The 13,990-nt window shown below is 42.1% G+C and carries 13 protein-coding genes; 6 read left to right on the top strand and 7 right to left on the bottom strand.

Going from position 1 to position 13,990, the window contains the following annotated elements:
• Window positions 1–2,234: NACHT domain-containing protein (locus ACEYW6_RS07475; RefSeq protein WP_412979218.1), on the bottom strand; the 2,234-nt coding region annotated here is incomplete at its 3' end.
• A 188-nt stretch (window positions 2,235–2,422) separates the two neighbouring features.
• On the opposite strand from ACEYW6_RS07475, the gene ACEYW6_RS07480 reads away from it, so the two are divergent.
• Both ACEYW6_RS07480 and ACEYW6_RS07485 read left to right on the top strand, forming a co-directional pair.
• Entirely contained in the window at window positions 2,423–2,632 is a 210-nt protein-coding gene (locus ACEYW6_RS07480; protein WP_412979219.1) for a hypothetical protein, read from the top strand.
• 843 nt (window positions 2,633–3,475) lie between these two features.
• A complete protein-coding gene (locus ACEYW6_RS07485) occupies window positions 3,476–5,893 on the top strand; it encodes an ATP-dependent helicase (RefSeq protein WP_412979220.1) in 2,418 nt (805 codons plus the stop codon).
• Between the two features lie 362 nt (window positions 5,894–6,255).
• On the opposite strand, the gene ACEYW6_RS07490 is transcribed toward ACEYW6_RS07485, so the two are convergent.
• The 3 genes from ACEYW6_RS07490 to ACEYW6_RS07500 form a co-directional block, all read right to left on the bottom strand.
• Complete coding sequence (locus tag ACEYW6_RS07490) at window positions 6,256–6,831, bottom strand: GNAT family N-acetyltransferase (protein WP_412979221.1); 576 nt, start codon at window positions 6,829–6,831, stop codon at window positions 6,256–6,258.
• A gap of 171 nt (window positions 6,832–7,002) precedes the next feature.
• Entirely contained in the window at window positions 7,003–7,248 is a 246-nt protein-coding gene (locus ACEYW6_RS07495) for a ChaB family protein (RefSeq protein WP_412979222.1), read from the bottom strand.
• Between the two features lie 114 nt (window positions 7,249–7,362).
• The gene (locus ACEYW6_RS07500; RefSeq protein WP_412979223.1) at window positions 7,363–8,031 is read right to left on the bottom strand and encodes a DUF1345 domain-containing protein; all 669 of its coding nucleotides are present in this window, start codon (window positions 8,029–8,031) and stop codon (window positions 7,363–7,365) included.
• A 105-nt stretch (window positions 8,032–8,136) separates the two neighbouring features.
• Here ACEYW6_RS07500 and ACEYW6_RS07505 point away from each other — a divergent pair, with 105 nt between their 5' ends.
• The 4 genes from ACEYW6_RS07505 (at window position 8,137) to ACEYW6_RS07520 (ending at window position 11,134) form a co-directional block, all read left to right on the top strand.
• A complete protein-coding gene (locus ACEYW6_RS07505; protein ID WP_196511064.1) occupies window positions 8,137–8,859 on the top strand; it encodes a pyridoxine 5'-phosphate synthase in 723 nt (240 codons plus the stop codon).
• Window positions 8,860–8,972: 113 nt separating this feature from the next.
• Entirely contained in the window at window positions 8,973–9,692 is a 720-nt protein-coding gene (locus tag ACEYW6_RS07510) for a SnoaL-like polyketide cyclase (protein ID WP_190894383.1), read from the top strand.
• Window positions 9,693–9,757: 65 nt separating this feature from the next.
• A complete protein-coding gene (locus tag ACEYW6_RS07515) occupies window positions 9,758–10,087 on the top strand; it encodes an MgPME-cyclase complex family protein (protein ID WP_190894441.1) in 330 nt (109 codons plus the stop codon).
• A 384-nt stretch (window positions 10,088–10,471) separates the two neighbouring features.
• Window positions 10,472–11,134, top strand: a complete 663-nt coding sequence (locus tag ACEYW6_RS07520) for a hypothetical protein (RefSeq protein WP_412979224.1) — start codon at window positions 10,472–10,474, stop codon at window positions 11,132–11,134.
• Window positions 11,135–11,250: 116 nt separating this feature from the next.
• Here ACEYW6_RS07520 and ACEYW6_RS07525 read toward each other — a convergent pair whose 3' ends face one another.
• From ACEYW6_RS07525 to folD, 3 genes are all read right to left on the bottom strand, one after another.
• Complete coding sequence (locus ACEYW6_RS07525; protein ID WP_190894381.1) at window positions 11,251–11,706, bottom strand: divergent PAP2 family protein; 456 nt, start codon at window positions 11,704–11,706, stop codon at window positions 11,251–11,253.
• A 270-nt stretch (window positions 11,707–11,976) separates the two neighbouring features.
• Window positions 11,977–12,909, bottom strand: coding sequence for a geranylgeranyl diphosphate synthase CrtE (gene crtE, locus ACEYW6_RS07530; protein WP_196511061.1), 933 nt, complete (start codon window positions 12,907–12,909; stop codon window positions 11,977–11,979).
• A gap of 138 nt (window positions 12,910–13,047) precedes the next feature.
• Complete coding sequence (gene folD / locus ACEYW6_RS07535) at window positions 13,048–13,926, bottom strand: bifunctional methylenetetrahydrofolate dehydrogenase/methenyltetrahydrofolate cyclohydrolase FolD (RefSeq protein WP_412979225.1); 879 nt, start codon at window positions 13,924–13,926, stop codon at window positions 13,048–13,050.
• Window positions 13,927–13,990: the final 64 nt, after the last annotated feature.

A 13,990-nucleotide genomic window follows, 5' to 3' on the forward strand; every position in this document is an offset into this window, starting at 1 on the left:
TCCAGATTTTGTGATTGCAGTAGTTGCACCAAGGCGGCGATCGCAAATTCATTGCCTGGGTCGATTTTCTCTAAGCTTTCTGCTGCCTGCCAACGGGTGGACTCATCCAGATTTTGTGATTGCAGCAGTTGCACCAAGGTGGCGATCGCTTTTGTTCGGTCTGTCTGTTGCAGCGTTGATCTAGCTTCCTTTGTAATTGGATAAATAAATTGCACCCACTTCTGTTTTTCTGGTGAATAACCAAAGCCCCACTTGATAATTTGGTTTACTATGTCATTTGCTTGAGAACAATCTTTAAACTCGGCAATTCCCGCCGCCGCCAAAAAGTAGGCTTGATATTCATAAAAGCCTTTGTCTACATTTTCTCTGTTCCACTCACCACATCCATCTTTAAAGTTTACTAAAACATTAATAAACTCTTGCTGCTGTTGTTTGAGTTCTTTTTCTATTAGTCCTAACCACAGCAAAATCACTTCTCGCCACTGTGGTTCAAAAATGCGGTAATTTCCTTGTTTTGGGTTATCAGGAACACAATCGAGAAACTTATGCCCATCATTAACATTTAAAGCTGCAAAATATTCTTGAAAATTAGGATGAAAGAAAGCATAAACTTCTTCTTCATTTACAGAGCTTCTGTCTACTAAATTTAACCAACCAACATCACAAGCTAATTTAAATAATTTCTCACCCATTTCGTTATGTGCTAACTTTCGCCGCAAGCGAAATCTTGCACTACTATTAATACCTGCAAAAGCTAATTTGCTTAAGGCGCGGTGTAATTCATCTTTTAAATCATCAGAGTTATACAAATCAACAGATAACTCTGATTTCCATTCATAAAAATAGCGAGTAAACCTCTGATAAAGTGCAGCTTTCGTTTCTGGTAATTCTTCCTCCTTATCCAAATAAAATGTCTGACACAACAGCGATAACCGCAGAGGATTTGTCACCAAAATACGCAGGTTTTCATATTTTGTTTCTTTTAATTTTCTTCTGAGTTTATCTCCTTTTTGAGAATTACCAGCACACTTAAACCACTGATGAATAAAGCCATCAATTTGTTCTGGTTTAAACTCTTGAGTTTTATAAGTATCAAATCCTGTGAGTGGATTACTAACCTTGGCATCCCAAACATTTAACCGACAAGTTAACACCACCCGCCCCTTTCTCAGAGATGCTGTCAATTCTTGATTAATTTTGGCTAATGCTTGCACAGATGAATTTTCAGCCATTTCATCTACGCCATCTAACAGTAGCCAAACTCCCTTTTTACCAAAAAACTCGATTAATTGACGTTCAATTTCTAGGGTGATGACAACATTAGAGTTAACTAATCTCATCGCATCAGGAAGCCATTGCTTGAGTAAATATTCCTCAATTGTTTTTTCCTGTAAATTGGCGAGAGAGATAAAGATTGGGAAATCTTGAGTTTTGTCATTAATAAAGGAAGCAATGGTACTTAATAAAGTAGTCTTACCTGCTCCTGGTTCACCGATGATAGCAATATGCTGATTATTTCCATCTAGCTTTTGTGCAATTACTTCTCGGAGAAATGCTTCATGTTCATAGGTTTTGACAATTACTTCTTGGGTTAATTCATAGACATTTTCTCTATCTCGCTGTTCATCTTGCTGTCGGCGCTGCTGCTGTTTGCGTTCCACTAACCCCAAGGGAACATAAACATGAATTTCAAAACCTTGTTCTGTAGCTTTGCGTCTAAGGTTTGCAGTTTCTTGCTGACTTTTCAGCATCTTGTGACAAATATCGCGCCAGTCAATACTTGTACTAGTTTTTATTTGCTGTTCTCCTGATTTTTTGCTCTCCCATAGTTGATTGAATCGTTTCTCATTCTCTTGCAGTTCTGTACTCCAAAATGTCAGTACAAAGTGCCAGTTTCCAGAACCTCTTCCTTGCTTTCGTTGGCGTTTATCTTCATAAATATCTAAAAATTTTTCTCCTAAAGAGTTAGTCAGCGCCTCTCTGACATTATCAATATTGAGACTGTCTTGATTTTCCTTGAGCTTACTTTTTGTCAGTTGTACTAAGTCTTTAAGCTGGGCTTTTACTTCTAATTGAGGACTGCGATTACTTCCTTGTTCCCAATTAATTGGCTTGAGGTTGACACCTGTGAAAGCAGAACTACCTTCTAATTCAGCTTTTACCTGATTTAGGAGTACTTGTAACAAGTTCCACACTCGCTCTCTGCGTATATCTCCTTCACTGTGTCGTGGCATACCTAATATATAAAAAGAAAAATTTTGACCAAAAGTTGAAACGCCCTAATCTAAAAAATTATACCCTAATTAAGTTAAGCCTTATTTTACAAGACTTTGAGCTATTTAATTTTAGCTATTGAGTGGGGCTAGATACCCCAATTTAGTTTGTTTACAGACAAGCACACAAACTGAATTGAAGGTAATTTATGAAACGCCCAACTAAAAAGTTACTTTTGCAGCAATTAATCAATTTGTTACTAATTATGCAAATCTTACTAGCTGGTATGCAAACCGCAGACAAGATTCACAAAGGCGATTCGGTGACAGACACTCTAATTTGGCTGATTAACCAATGCATTCCCGTACTGCAACAAGTCACTCATCAGGAGGATGAGGAGAAGAAGAGTAATGAGTAAATGTGAGTACGATTGGGGTAAAGACAATATCTGACTTTTCACGGCATCTGGAAAACCTCTCTCTAAATCTCTCTCCTAAAAGGCTACAGTGTACACACAAGTCACCAGTTTTATCCCAATACCCTTGGGATAAGCCAGAAACCCCTCATGTAGAGACGCGATTTATCGCGTCTAAAAAATTGACCGTTAGGGAGACGCGATAAATCGCCGTCTCTACAAAGAATGGACTCGTCAATTATTCCTTGACAGACTACTATTTCCTACTTGTGTGTACACCGTAGCCTAAAAGGAGAGAGACTTTGAATTTTCCCTCTTCCCGCGACGAGTTGGGGGTTAGGGGGTTAGGTTTTTGGTGGACTTTTCTAGATAACGTGAAAAGTCAGAGACAAGATACGCGCAAAATTTATCACGGCGTAAAGTGTTGTAAAGTAGTTATGTATTTATGTCTTTCAAATATTGCCTAGTTGGATTCAATTTAGGCAATGTTTTATGGAGAGAGAAACAGATCATAAAGCTTTGAGCCATTCTTACCCAACCACCCCAGCTTCCCTTTTCGGCAAAGGTGGTTTCCCACCCTCCTCTCCCTGTCAAAGTAGTTTCAAAGCGAGAGCGAGAATATTTGCGTCCAAAGGAAGTGGAAGCGATAATCAAAGCAGCGCATTCATTCTTCAGCCCATCATAGACTGATTCTGCAACGCCTAATTTTCTTTGTTGTTAGTATCTTCATATAGCTGTTAGCTAATTGGTTTGCAATTAAATATTTGTCACCACAGATAAACAGCAAAGATTTTTCATATCTGCGGTTTTGGATTAAATTCTAAATTTAAAATATAAAATTTTATAATGTCAGATTCTAAATTTACTGCTCCTGTGGCTCAAGAATCATTCCCGTCAGAATTGTCTGAGCGATCGCCTGTTCCTTCTCTGCGGGACAAGATTCTAGCAATCCGCAACAGTCTACGCCCTGGACAACAGCAAATGGCTGACTGGGAATCTGGTCCCTTAGCTATTTCTGCGGTTCCTGGTGCAGGCAAATCTACTGGGATGGCGGCAGCAGCGGCGATCGCGATCGCACGTCAGTATGAGCGTTCATCCTCCCGCCGTCAATTGGTAGTTGTTACTTTTACTCGCTCCGCTGCTGCCAATATTAAAGCAAAGATTCGCAAAGACCTAAAGAAATTATCTCTACCTCAGACGGGCTTTTTTGTCTATACCTTGCATGGTTTAGCGTTGAACATTGCCAGCCGCCATTCTGATTTATCTGGTTTGCAGTTAGAAAATGTCACATTAATTACACCAACCCAAAGTCACCGCTTTATCAGGACAGCTGTAGAGCAATGGATTGCAAATAATCCAGGAATATATTTGCGGTTATTAGAAGGTCATCAATTTGACGGAGAAGAGACAGAAAGGTTGCGTCGCCAATCGGTGCTGCGAACAGAAGTATTACCGGAATTGGCTAATACAGTAATTCATGAAGCAAAAAGTTCTGGAATCTCGCCAGAAAAATTGCGGGAGTGGAGTAAACAAACCACAGACGAATATGCAATTTTGAGCGTAGCGGCGGGATTGTACGAGCAATATCAAAACTTAATGCGATCGCGTGACTTCATTGACTACGACGATATGATTTTAGCCGCCCTGCGCGTTTTAGTAAACGACAGTGCCCGTCGCATCGAGCAAAACCAAGTATTCGCAGTCTTTGAAGACGAAGCCCAAGATTCTAGCCCCTTACAGACGCAGCTGTTGGAAATTTTGGCCAGTGATGGCGACTCTTCACTCCCCAGTACAGACGCGATTAATCGCGTCTATCCTCACTCCTCACTCAATCTAGTACGAGTTGGTGACCCCAACCAAGCGATTAACTCTACTTTCACCCCAGCCGATCCGATTTATTTTCGGCAATTTTGCGAAGAGTGCGATCGCATCGAACGATTGGCAACGATGGATCAAGCTGGTCGCAGTACTAGAATTATCATTGAAGCCGCTAACTTTGCCCTCAAATGGATCAATAATCAATCCTTAGTAAAAACGAATAACGGACAACAGATTCCTGACAATCGACAAGTACCATTTCGCTTGCAGACAATTCGCCCTGTCGAAGTTGGCGATCCGCAAGATAACGCCAACCCAGCACCAGTAGGACGGGGACTCGAACTTTATACTCCGCGTGACATTCATCACACCGTTGAATTGTTATCTCAAAGAGTAATCGAGTTATTTGGCGAAGACCCAACACAAAATAGTGCAGCGGTTTTAGTGCGAGAAAATCGCCAAGGAAGATGGTTGGCAGAGGCTCTGGCATCTGTGTGCAAAGAGTATAAAATTATGCTTTACGATGTAGGAGAACGCGATCGCCGTTCCCATGTGCCCCAAGAAATTTTAGCATTACTGCAATTTTGCGATCGCCCCCACTCCCCCGATTACCTCAAAGCCGCATTAGAAGCATTAGTACAACGCCAATTAATTCCTACCCAAGACCTTAACGCCCTTGCTAGTCTTCCAGAAGAATTTTTGTATCCTGGCCCCCTAGCAGCACCCCAGCCAGATACAGTCCAAAAAGCCGCTCGTTTGTGTCGCAATTTACTTCGCGCCCGCTTGGAATTGCCCTTGTACCAGCTAATTTCCTTTCTCGCTTTGACCTTAAATTACGACCAAGCAGAATTGGCGACTGCTGACAAACTCGCAGAACGGGTAAACCAGCAAATAGCTGGCAATAGTTCGATGGGGGGAATGCTGTCAGCTTTAAGTGAAATCGTCAGTTCCGAACGGTTTGAACCAGTGGAAACCGAAGATTCGGAAGAACGTTACACTCGTCGCGGTCAACTGACCATTATTACCATGCACAAAGCCAAAGGGCTAGATTGGGATTATGTGTTTCTTCCCTTTCTCCACGAAAACTTGATTCCTGGTAGATTTTGGGTTCCTCCCCAAAGCCAGTTCTTAGGGGATTTTACTTTATCAGAAGTAGCCCGCGCCCAAATTCGTGCTGCTCTCCACGGAGAATCTACTATACCAGATGTCACACAAGCATGGGAACAAGCAAAGCACTTGAAAATATCTGAGGAGTACCGTTTACTATACGTTGCTATGACACGAGCAAAGCGTTTGGTATGGATGTCAGCAGCGCAGAAAGCTCCCTTTACTTGGAGTAAACCGGAGAATTTACAAGAACAAGCGCCTTGTCCTGTATTTCCAGCATTAAAACGCCAATTTCCTGAATGTGTGGTGAATTTAGCAGTAATGACTAAACAAGGATGAGCAAGATTCATGGAATGGAATCTACAGTCACTAGCGATCAGATTGTCCCAGAATATTTGTAGAAAATAACCTACCTAAAGTGGAATTTGCCGTTTGAAAATTAATGTTATAAATTGATGCTCAGGTTTTAATCAGAAATCTATTTACCAATGAAAACCCAACAAATCAGTTCAACGGCACAAGAAAATAGACTCACCAAGACTAAAAAACAGTGTTTTCCTGGCATGAATATTGGTACTCCTAAAGTACCATTCCGCAAATGCAAGAAAATAGTACAACAGCATGAGTTACTTAGTGACTGGGAGCACGCGAGTTAATTTAGTGACATCCTCTCATAGCAACTTCCCAGTCGTGATGCGTAATTAGGCGTGCAATGGGTTCTTTCGGTCTATTGCCATGAGCCAACAATCTGAGTATTCTCCTTCATGCAGTTCATGCGCGGGCAATAGTTTTACCTTCACAAAACCACATTTTTCATAGCAGCGGATAGCGCGAGGATTGTCAACATGTGGGTCTATGACAATTTTATGAGCTTGCCGCTGTTCAAAAAGATAGGTGATAACATCTGACAGAATTTTTGTACCAATTCCCTTGTTCCAATAGTCGGTTTCGCCTATGAACAAGTCAATTCCGTAGACATGATCAGTTTGGTCGAGATGATACAATTGTCTATCGATTTGCGATAAGTCATTGAGCGCACAATACTGCAAATAACCAATGGGAATATTTTGATAGTAAAACAGACACGGAACAACCGGCTCATCTCCCCTGATCATAGGTTTGTACGTTTCTATGATTCTTTCTAAATCAAAAGGATTATCTCTTCCTTCATAAAATTTCAAAACTTGTGCATCAGTTAACCATTTTGCCATCAACTCATAATCAGGCATTTCATCTTGCATGAGACGAATAGCTATTTCGTCTTTTTGAATCAGCATATCCTGTGTGAATTTTTCTAACCAGTATTTAAATAATTATAGTTGGTTCAAAATGTCTATCATCTTGCAAAAATCATCAAACAGGAAAGGGAATTCCATACCCGCTTCGGAAGAATGGAATTCCCTTTAAATTTTTGTCTTACCTCTAACCTATGCCAAGCTTAAATTTACTTAATTCCCACCAGACACAACAGCTTTATTATGTATAGCTGTGTCTTCAGGCTTTCTCTGCCATTTCCCTTCATTGCCTGGTTCGTATTCATTCTTTACACTATTCCAAGCAACATCACGCGCACCCTCTTCACTCATACCATTACTTTGAGCAGCATTTAATGCTGCTACAAAAATCTGCTGCGCGTGTTCAGGTAACTGTTCTCTAATTTCATCAGGCAATTCATTTATTGTTTTATCAGCCATAAACTTACTCCGATGATCTCAAGTTAAGTTCATGTTAAAAAACTTGCAATGTAATTTCCTCTTTCTGGAAGTAGAGAAGTAAATAATCATACTTTTGGCTGAGTCAAGCGATTTTTAAATCAGCGATGCAATGATATTGATACTCATAGCTAAAATGGTGGTATTGAAAAAGAAGGATAATACACTATGTAAAAGAGTCAAGCGTCTCATATCGCGCGATCTCGTCTCAACATCTGAAACTTGACTAGTCATGCCAATTACAAAAGAATAATATAAAAATTCCCAATAGTCTGGATAATCGTTATGAGGAAAATCTAAACCTCCGGCGATTTCTTCTCTATTATTAGGGCTAATATATTTGTAATAGCTGTGTGCATATTGCACTGCAAACATTGTATGTACTAGTAACCAGGAACTAACAATAGTCATAATTGAAAGTATGACATGTAGGGTAAGCAGAATTGTTGACAACCCTTTTTTATCAGTTAGTAAAAACCCGATCGCTAAAACACTAGCACAAGCCGCAGCTATCACCAGCATGAATATAGCCAAATGTCCTTCATATTCATTTTCAGCATAACGGCGAATTTTTTCTGGGGTAGCCTTGATCATTTTCCACCAGGTTACGGCTAAGAAAAAGTCAGCACCGGAGTTCCAAGCGCAGAGAATGCGAGTTGGTAAGTGCAGCCAAGGTGGAAGGATTACTGTAACTAATACAGCAAGTCCGACAGCAATGATCAGTCTGGGGCGGGGGTCAAAATTTTTAAATAAATTAAGTTTCACAAATATTGCGATCGCATTTAATGTGTCTGTAGCTCCTCAAGGAAAATTCCCGCTATTTCCGGTAAAATCAAGTTCTGAGGACTGTGGATTTGGGAGAAATTTGGGGTGCCTACACTTGGCGTTAACATTGACCACATCGCCACTATCCGGCAAGCACGGCGGACAGTGGAACCAGACCCCGTGGCAGCGGCGGTGCTGGCAGAATTAGCGGGTGCAGATGGGATTACGGTGCATCTGCGCGAAGATCGGCGGCATATCCAAGATAGGGATGTGCGACTGTTGCGGCAAACAGTACGATCGCATCTTAATTTAGAAATGGCCGCTACAGATGAAATGCTAGCGATCGCTCTCGATATCAAACCAGATTACGTGACTTTAGTCCCCGAAAAGCGCGAAGAAGTCACAACAGAAGGTGGATTAGATATTATCGGGCAAATTGCTAGAATAGGTGAGATAGTTGATAAATTGCAAAGTGCTAACATTCCAGTTAGTTTATTTATCGACGCAGAGCCAGCACAAATTGAAGCATCTGTCAAGGTGCAGGCGCAGTTTATTGAATTGCACACCGGACAATATGCTGAGGCTAAGGATGAAACAAATCGCCACCGAGAATTAGCCATATTAGCGAAAGGGTGTGAACAAGCAATTCAAGCAGGATTGCGAGTCAACGCTGGTCATGGACTCACCTACTGGAACGTCTATCCAGTAGCTGCGCTTCCAGGTATGGAAGAACTGAACATTGGTCATACCATCATCAGTCGGGCAGCATTAGTAGGTATGGAAAGGGCAGTCCGCGAGATGAAACAAGCTATAAGAGGGGACAGGTGACAGGGATAGAGAATAGGGGAAGAAACTATAACCTATAACCTGTAACCTATAACCTAGAGGGGTTGTCACTGCGAAATCTAGAAATTGGGATCAAATCTTCAGAAAAAACTTCTATGAGCGCAACACAGTCTAACAACCTGCCGCTTTGGGTACAGGATCGGGATAAGGTGATAGCAGAAAGCACAGATGTTGAGTGGCGTTATCAGACACCGCCTGATTATTCCCGTTCAAAAGAGAATCTCGCTCAAGAAAGTATCTATAATCACCTTGAAGGTACACTAGAAGCGATCGTGCAAAACTTAGTGCGAACCTTTGAGATGGAGGTATCATTCAAAGCTAATCCACAACAGTGGTTATCTATTGTGAATGACAAGTTCCGTGTGAGTACTAATGGTGGAGTAGAGTACACAGCAGCAGATTTATCAGCCCAAGGTACTTACAATCTATTTATGGCTGATTCAGAACATTACAAGGCTTCAGAAGAAAGCTTTGAATCATCCGCAAAAGTCTTTCACACAACATTTCCCCAAGGATTCCCTTGGGAAGTGCTGGAGGTTTTCTCAGGGCCACCAAACGTTACATTCAAGTGGCGGCATTGGGGACATTTTAAAGGAGAATACAAAGGCCATGCACCTACTGGAGAGACAGTAGAAATTATCGGCATGAGCATTGCAAAAGTTACCGATGACTTGAAGGTTATTTCCTTGGAACACTACTTCGACAATAATCTGTTCCTGGAAAAGCTAACATCTGGTGGCAAACAGATAAATGCCCAAAAGCAGGGAAGTGCTTGTCCGTTCAGTTCTTGGTTCAAGAAATCCCACAAAAGTTAGTTTTTAAGGGTACAGAGTGCAATGCTGTGCCCTTAAATTATTCACATAGCAACCAAAGGATGAAAATGCAAACATATTATTACGTTTTGGCCAGTCAGCGCTTTCTTCTCGAAGAAGAACCGACACACGAAGTTCTCAAAGAACGCACCCGTCACTACCATGAACAAGAAAAACAAATAGATTTTTGGTTGGTTCAACAACCAGCTTTTTTGGAAACACCTCAGTTTACAGAGCTAAAGGCAAAGTGTCCCCAACCAGCAGTAGCGATTATTTCTACTAATCCCCAATTTATTACTTGGTTAAAACTCCGCTTAGAGTACGTCAGTACTGGTGAATTCCAGGCTCCTTCTGAGACAATCCCTGATGCCTTGGCATCGCTTGCTGCTGTTTCCTAATCTTGAGGAGAGAGGTTACAGGTAAGCTGATGCGCGTCTAAAGTATATAAACACTCTTGATGGTTGTTAACTGTTAACTGTTGACTGTTGACTGTTAACAGTCATCAGTCATCAGTCATTAGGTAAATGTACAAATTAAATGCGTAACAGCTTAATAGAAAATAATCTGTCCCCTGTAACCTGTAGCCCATACCCTTCTAAACCCCTCACTCCCCAATTTTATTTGGTAAGAAAAAATATTTTTTTTGACACTCCTTTCATCCCCATACTGAAGTAGCTGGGTTTTCAGCTTTTTTCTTATAAAATCTTCTAAGACACCTTGATTTACATAATCTAACTTTTGTGCATAGATTTCAGATTTTACCAAGTGTTTTAGGATTAGCGATGTCTACGACGAGCTTCGCTTACGCAGGCTTGATTAGTGGCATGAGTTCTGTTTTTGCCCAACAAGCTATTCCCCTTTGTCAACCACCAAATGCGGGTGAGTATCTTTTATTAGTAGTCAGTCCCACAGCAGATAATCAAAAGCAGTTGCGTAGTGCCTTACCGCCTGAATTGAAGACTATTACCTGCAAATATCTCAACGAGACTGTAACGCGGATTGGGGGCTTTAACAAAATTGATGATGCCAATCGATGGGCAAGGTATGTCAGCAATATTGTTGGCTTGTCTGCCATCATTACGACTCGACCAACAACGCCAGATGCGCAGCCACTGGTACAAGCACAGCAACAGCCGCGGCAACAGCAACAGGCACAGCTACAGCAACCTCAGCAGACAGTTTATAATCCTCAAGCATTAGGAGAGGGTTATGCAGTGCTAGTAGATTATTACAATCGTCCTGAACTAGTAAATAGTGTGCAGCAAGTAGTGGGAGGTAACGTAGGTTTTGTTTCTTATGGACAACGCCCTTACTTGTTGGCAGTTTATACCACTAACCAAACTGAAGCATACAACACATTGCAGAAGCTGAACAATGGCGGTTTTGTTGGAAGTATAGTAGATAGCCGTAAGGTGATTCTGCTGCGCTCAACTGTTCGGTTGTAGTGATATTAAGTTTGCTGAAATACTGATGCGGTCTACCAGGGTGGTAATTTGTCAGCTGACAAATTACCAGTTACCAATTACAAATAGTGGCTCAAACAAAGATTCATTGCCCTAGCTTAATAAGCAGACCTAGCTAACCAATAGATAGTTATACCCAAAGCCGACCCAGCTATTACCTGAACTGGTGTATGTCCTAGTAATTCCTTCAGACGGTCTTGACTAAAGTCTGGTTTTTCATGAAATAATTCATCAATCATTTGATTGAGGATACGAGCTTGCTTACCAGCCGCTTGACGAACTCCCGCCGCATCATACATGACGATGATGGCAAAAACGATCGCAACGGCAAAATCAGGAGATGCCCAACCCAGTGTTTGCCCTACACCAGCGGCTAGAGCTGTAACTAAAGCTGAATGGGCACTGGGCATCCCTCCGGTTGTCACCAAAACACGTACATTCAGTTTGCGATGTTTGATGATCTCGACTACGAGCTTTAGTGCTTGAGCAATTAAACAAGCTACCAGAGCAACCAGCAGCACCCGGTTGTCTAAAATGTTGCCTATGTCCTGCATGGGATTTTGGTTAGGTTAGTAAATATTAGCAGCAGTTGTCGGTTGAGGAAACATTTAGATTCAACCCAAAATCCAAAATTAACCTAGTACATCATGGCGGAAACAGACCAATGATTCAAAATAGCCTAAAAGCTGATCAAATAAGCTTTTGGAATTTTGAATGAGTGAATTCCGCTGGGCGGTAGTAGTACAGTATGGTGTAAATAAACCACCCATTCCAAATCCATAAAAAGCTTGCGGTATAGGAATTACAAATTCCGCAAAGCTGTACTAGTTATTGCGGCTGATAATAAAATGAGCGATCGCTTGGAGTGTCTTGGCTCTCTCCCCAAATGGTTCTAATTCCGCACAAGCTGCTTTAACTAGCTCTTGGGCTTTTGAGCGCGATTCCTCAAGTCCCCAAAGGCTGGGATAGGTCACTTTCTTCGCTTTTTGGTCTTTACCAGCTGTTTTGCCTAATTGCTCTTGAGTAGAAGTGATATCCAGAATATCATCTATGATTTGGAATGCTAGCCCAATATTTTGAGCATAACGGGTCAGTCGTTGTACATCTTCAGGTGATGCCCCAGTTATGATCCCGCCACAAACTACGCAAGCTTCCAAAAGAGCGGCCGTTTTGTGTTTATGAATGAAATTTAGCGTTTCTAGGGAAATATCTGATTTACCTTCCGACTCTAAATCGACAACTTGACCGCCGACCAAACCAGCTGCTCCCAGCGCCCGACCAAGACGGACAACTACCTGCAAGACTAGCTCTCTCTTAACGCTTTGGGGGGTTTGAAGGGCAACAAACTCAAAAGCGAGAGCCAACAAACCATCCCCAGCCAAAATCGCCACATCATCGCCATAGACTTTATGATTTGTCAGCTTCCCACGACGGTAATCGTCATTATCCATCGCTGGGAGGTCGTCATGAATCAACGACATTGTATGGATCATTTCCACAGCACAAGCCGTTGGCATGGCCATTTCGATGGTTCCACCCATCATTTCACAGGTAGCAAGGCAAAGAATGGGACGTACACGCTTGCCTCCAGCTAATAACGAGTAGCGCATCGCCTCATAAATCTTTTCTGGATAAATGATGGGGATAGCCTGATCCAAAGCATTATCACAAAGCTTTTGTCGCTCTTTCAGATAAGCTGCTAAGTTAAACGTGGCTTCCTCTGGTGGTGTCTTTTGAACGTTATCAGTTGCTACCATTCTTAAGTTCCTGACATTTTGGGATTTTTGTCTTATACGTCACAATTTTAAGGTGCTGTGGCGCTGAAAAAATGAAGAGTTAGGAGTTAGGAGTTAGGAATTAAGATTAATAACTCTTAACTCATCACTCCTCACTCCTCACTCTCTTACCGCCCTGGAATAGCTGGCAAATGTATTTTGCAACAATATGGCGACAGTCATAGGGCCAACACCACCAGGAACGGGGGTGATAAATTCTGCTACAGCAGCTGTTGATTCAAAGTGGACATCGCCAATTAAGCGACTTTTGCCACTAGGATCGGTGACGCGATTCATTCCCACATCTACCACAACAGCGCCCGGTTTCACCATATCAGCAGTGATCAGTCCGGGATGACCTACTGCTGCAATTAAAATATCAGCATTTTGGGTGATGGTTTTGAGGTCATGCGATCGCGAGTGAGCGATCGTAACTGTGGCATCAGCTTCTAGGAGCATCAGTGCCATCGGCTTACCTACCAAAATACTACGTCCCACCACTACTGCATGTTTTCCCTGCAAGGGAATTTCATATTCTTCTAAAAGCCGCATCACACCAGCAGGGGTGCAGCTGCGTAAACCAGTTTCTCCCCGTACTAGTCGCCCCAAGTTAACTGGGTGCAGCCCATCAGCATCTTTATCGGGATCAATTTGATGTAGCAGAGCCACAGCATCTAAGTGGTTAGGTAAGGGCAGCTGCACCAGAATTCCATCCACCCGTTCATCGTGGTTTAGTGCAGCGATTACCTCTTCTAACTCCTCAAGGGTAGTTTGGGCGGGAAAATGCTTACCAAAAGAGGCGATGCCAACTTTAGCGCAGGCTTTTTCTTTATTACGCACATAAGCTGCTGACGCTGGATTATCGCCAACCATCAGCACTGCTAAACCAGGGGGTCGTCCAATTTTTGGTTGTAATTGTGTAATGGCAACAGAAAGTTCTTGCTGAATTTTTGCTGCTATTGCTTTACCATCAAGGAGTTTGGCCGTTTTTGTTTCCATGAGAATTCCCAGCTATATTCGCCATTTTGTCAAAATTCAGCCGCTTCTGATCTAGGCGGAGTCA

The sequence above is a fragment of the Nostoc sp. UIC 10607 genome (genome assembly GCF_047228265.1).
GTDB lineage: Bacteria > Cyanobacteriota > Cyanobacteriia > Cyanobacteriales > Nostocaceae > Nostoc > Nostoc foliaceum_A.

Excerpts from the sequence above, each read along its gene's own strand:
- ACEYW6_RS07480 (WP_412979219.1), top strand. The coding sequence starts at position 2,423 with ATGAAACGCCCAACTAAAAAGTTACTTTTGCAGCAATTAATCAATTTG.
- ACEYW6_RS07485 (WP_412979220.1), top strand. The coding sequence starts at position 3,476 with ATGTCAGATTCTAAATTTACTGCTCCTGTGGCTCAAGAATCATTCCCG.
- ACEYW6_RS07490 (WP_412979221.1), bottom strand. The coding sequence starts at position 6,831 with ATGCTGATTCAAAAAGACGAAATAGCTATTCGTCTCATGCAAGATGAA.
- ACEYW6_RS07495 (WP_412979222.1), bottom strand. The coding sequence starts at position 7,248 with ATGGCTGATAAAACAATAAATGAATTGCCTGATGAAATTAGAGAACAG.
- ACEYW6_RS07510 (WP_190894383.1), top strand. The coding sequence starts at position 8,973 with ATGAGCGCAACACAGTCTAACAACCTGCCGCTTTGGGTACAGGATCGG.
- ACEYW6_RS07515 (WP_190894441.1), top strand. The coding sequence starts at position 9,758 with ATGCAAACATATTATTACGTTTTGGCCAGTCAGCGCTTTCTTCTCGAA.
- ACEYW6_RS07520 (WP_412979224.1), top strand. The coding sequence starts at position 10,472 with ATGTCTACGACGAGCTTCGCTTACGCAGGCTTGATTAGTGGCATGAGT.
- ACEYW6_RS07525 (WP_190894381.1), bottom strand. The coding sequence starts at position 11,706 with ATGCAGGACATAGGCAACATTTTAGACAACCGGGTGCTGCTGGTTGCT.
- crtE (WP_196511061.1), bottom strand. The coding sequence starts at position 12,909 with ATGGTAGCAACTGATAACGTTCAAAAGACACCACCAGAGGAAGCCACG.
- folD (WP_412979225.1), bottom strand. The coding sequence starts at position 13,926 with ATGGAAACAAAAACGGCCAAACTCCTTGATGGTAAAGCAATAGCAGCA.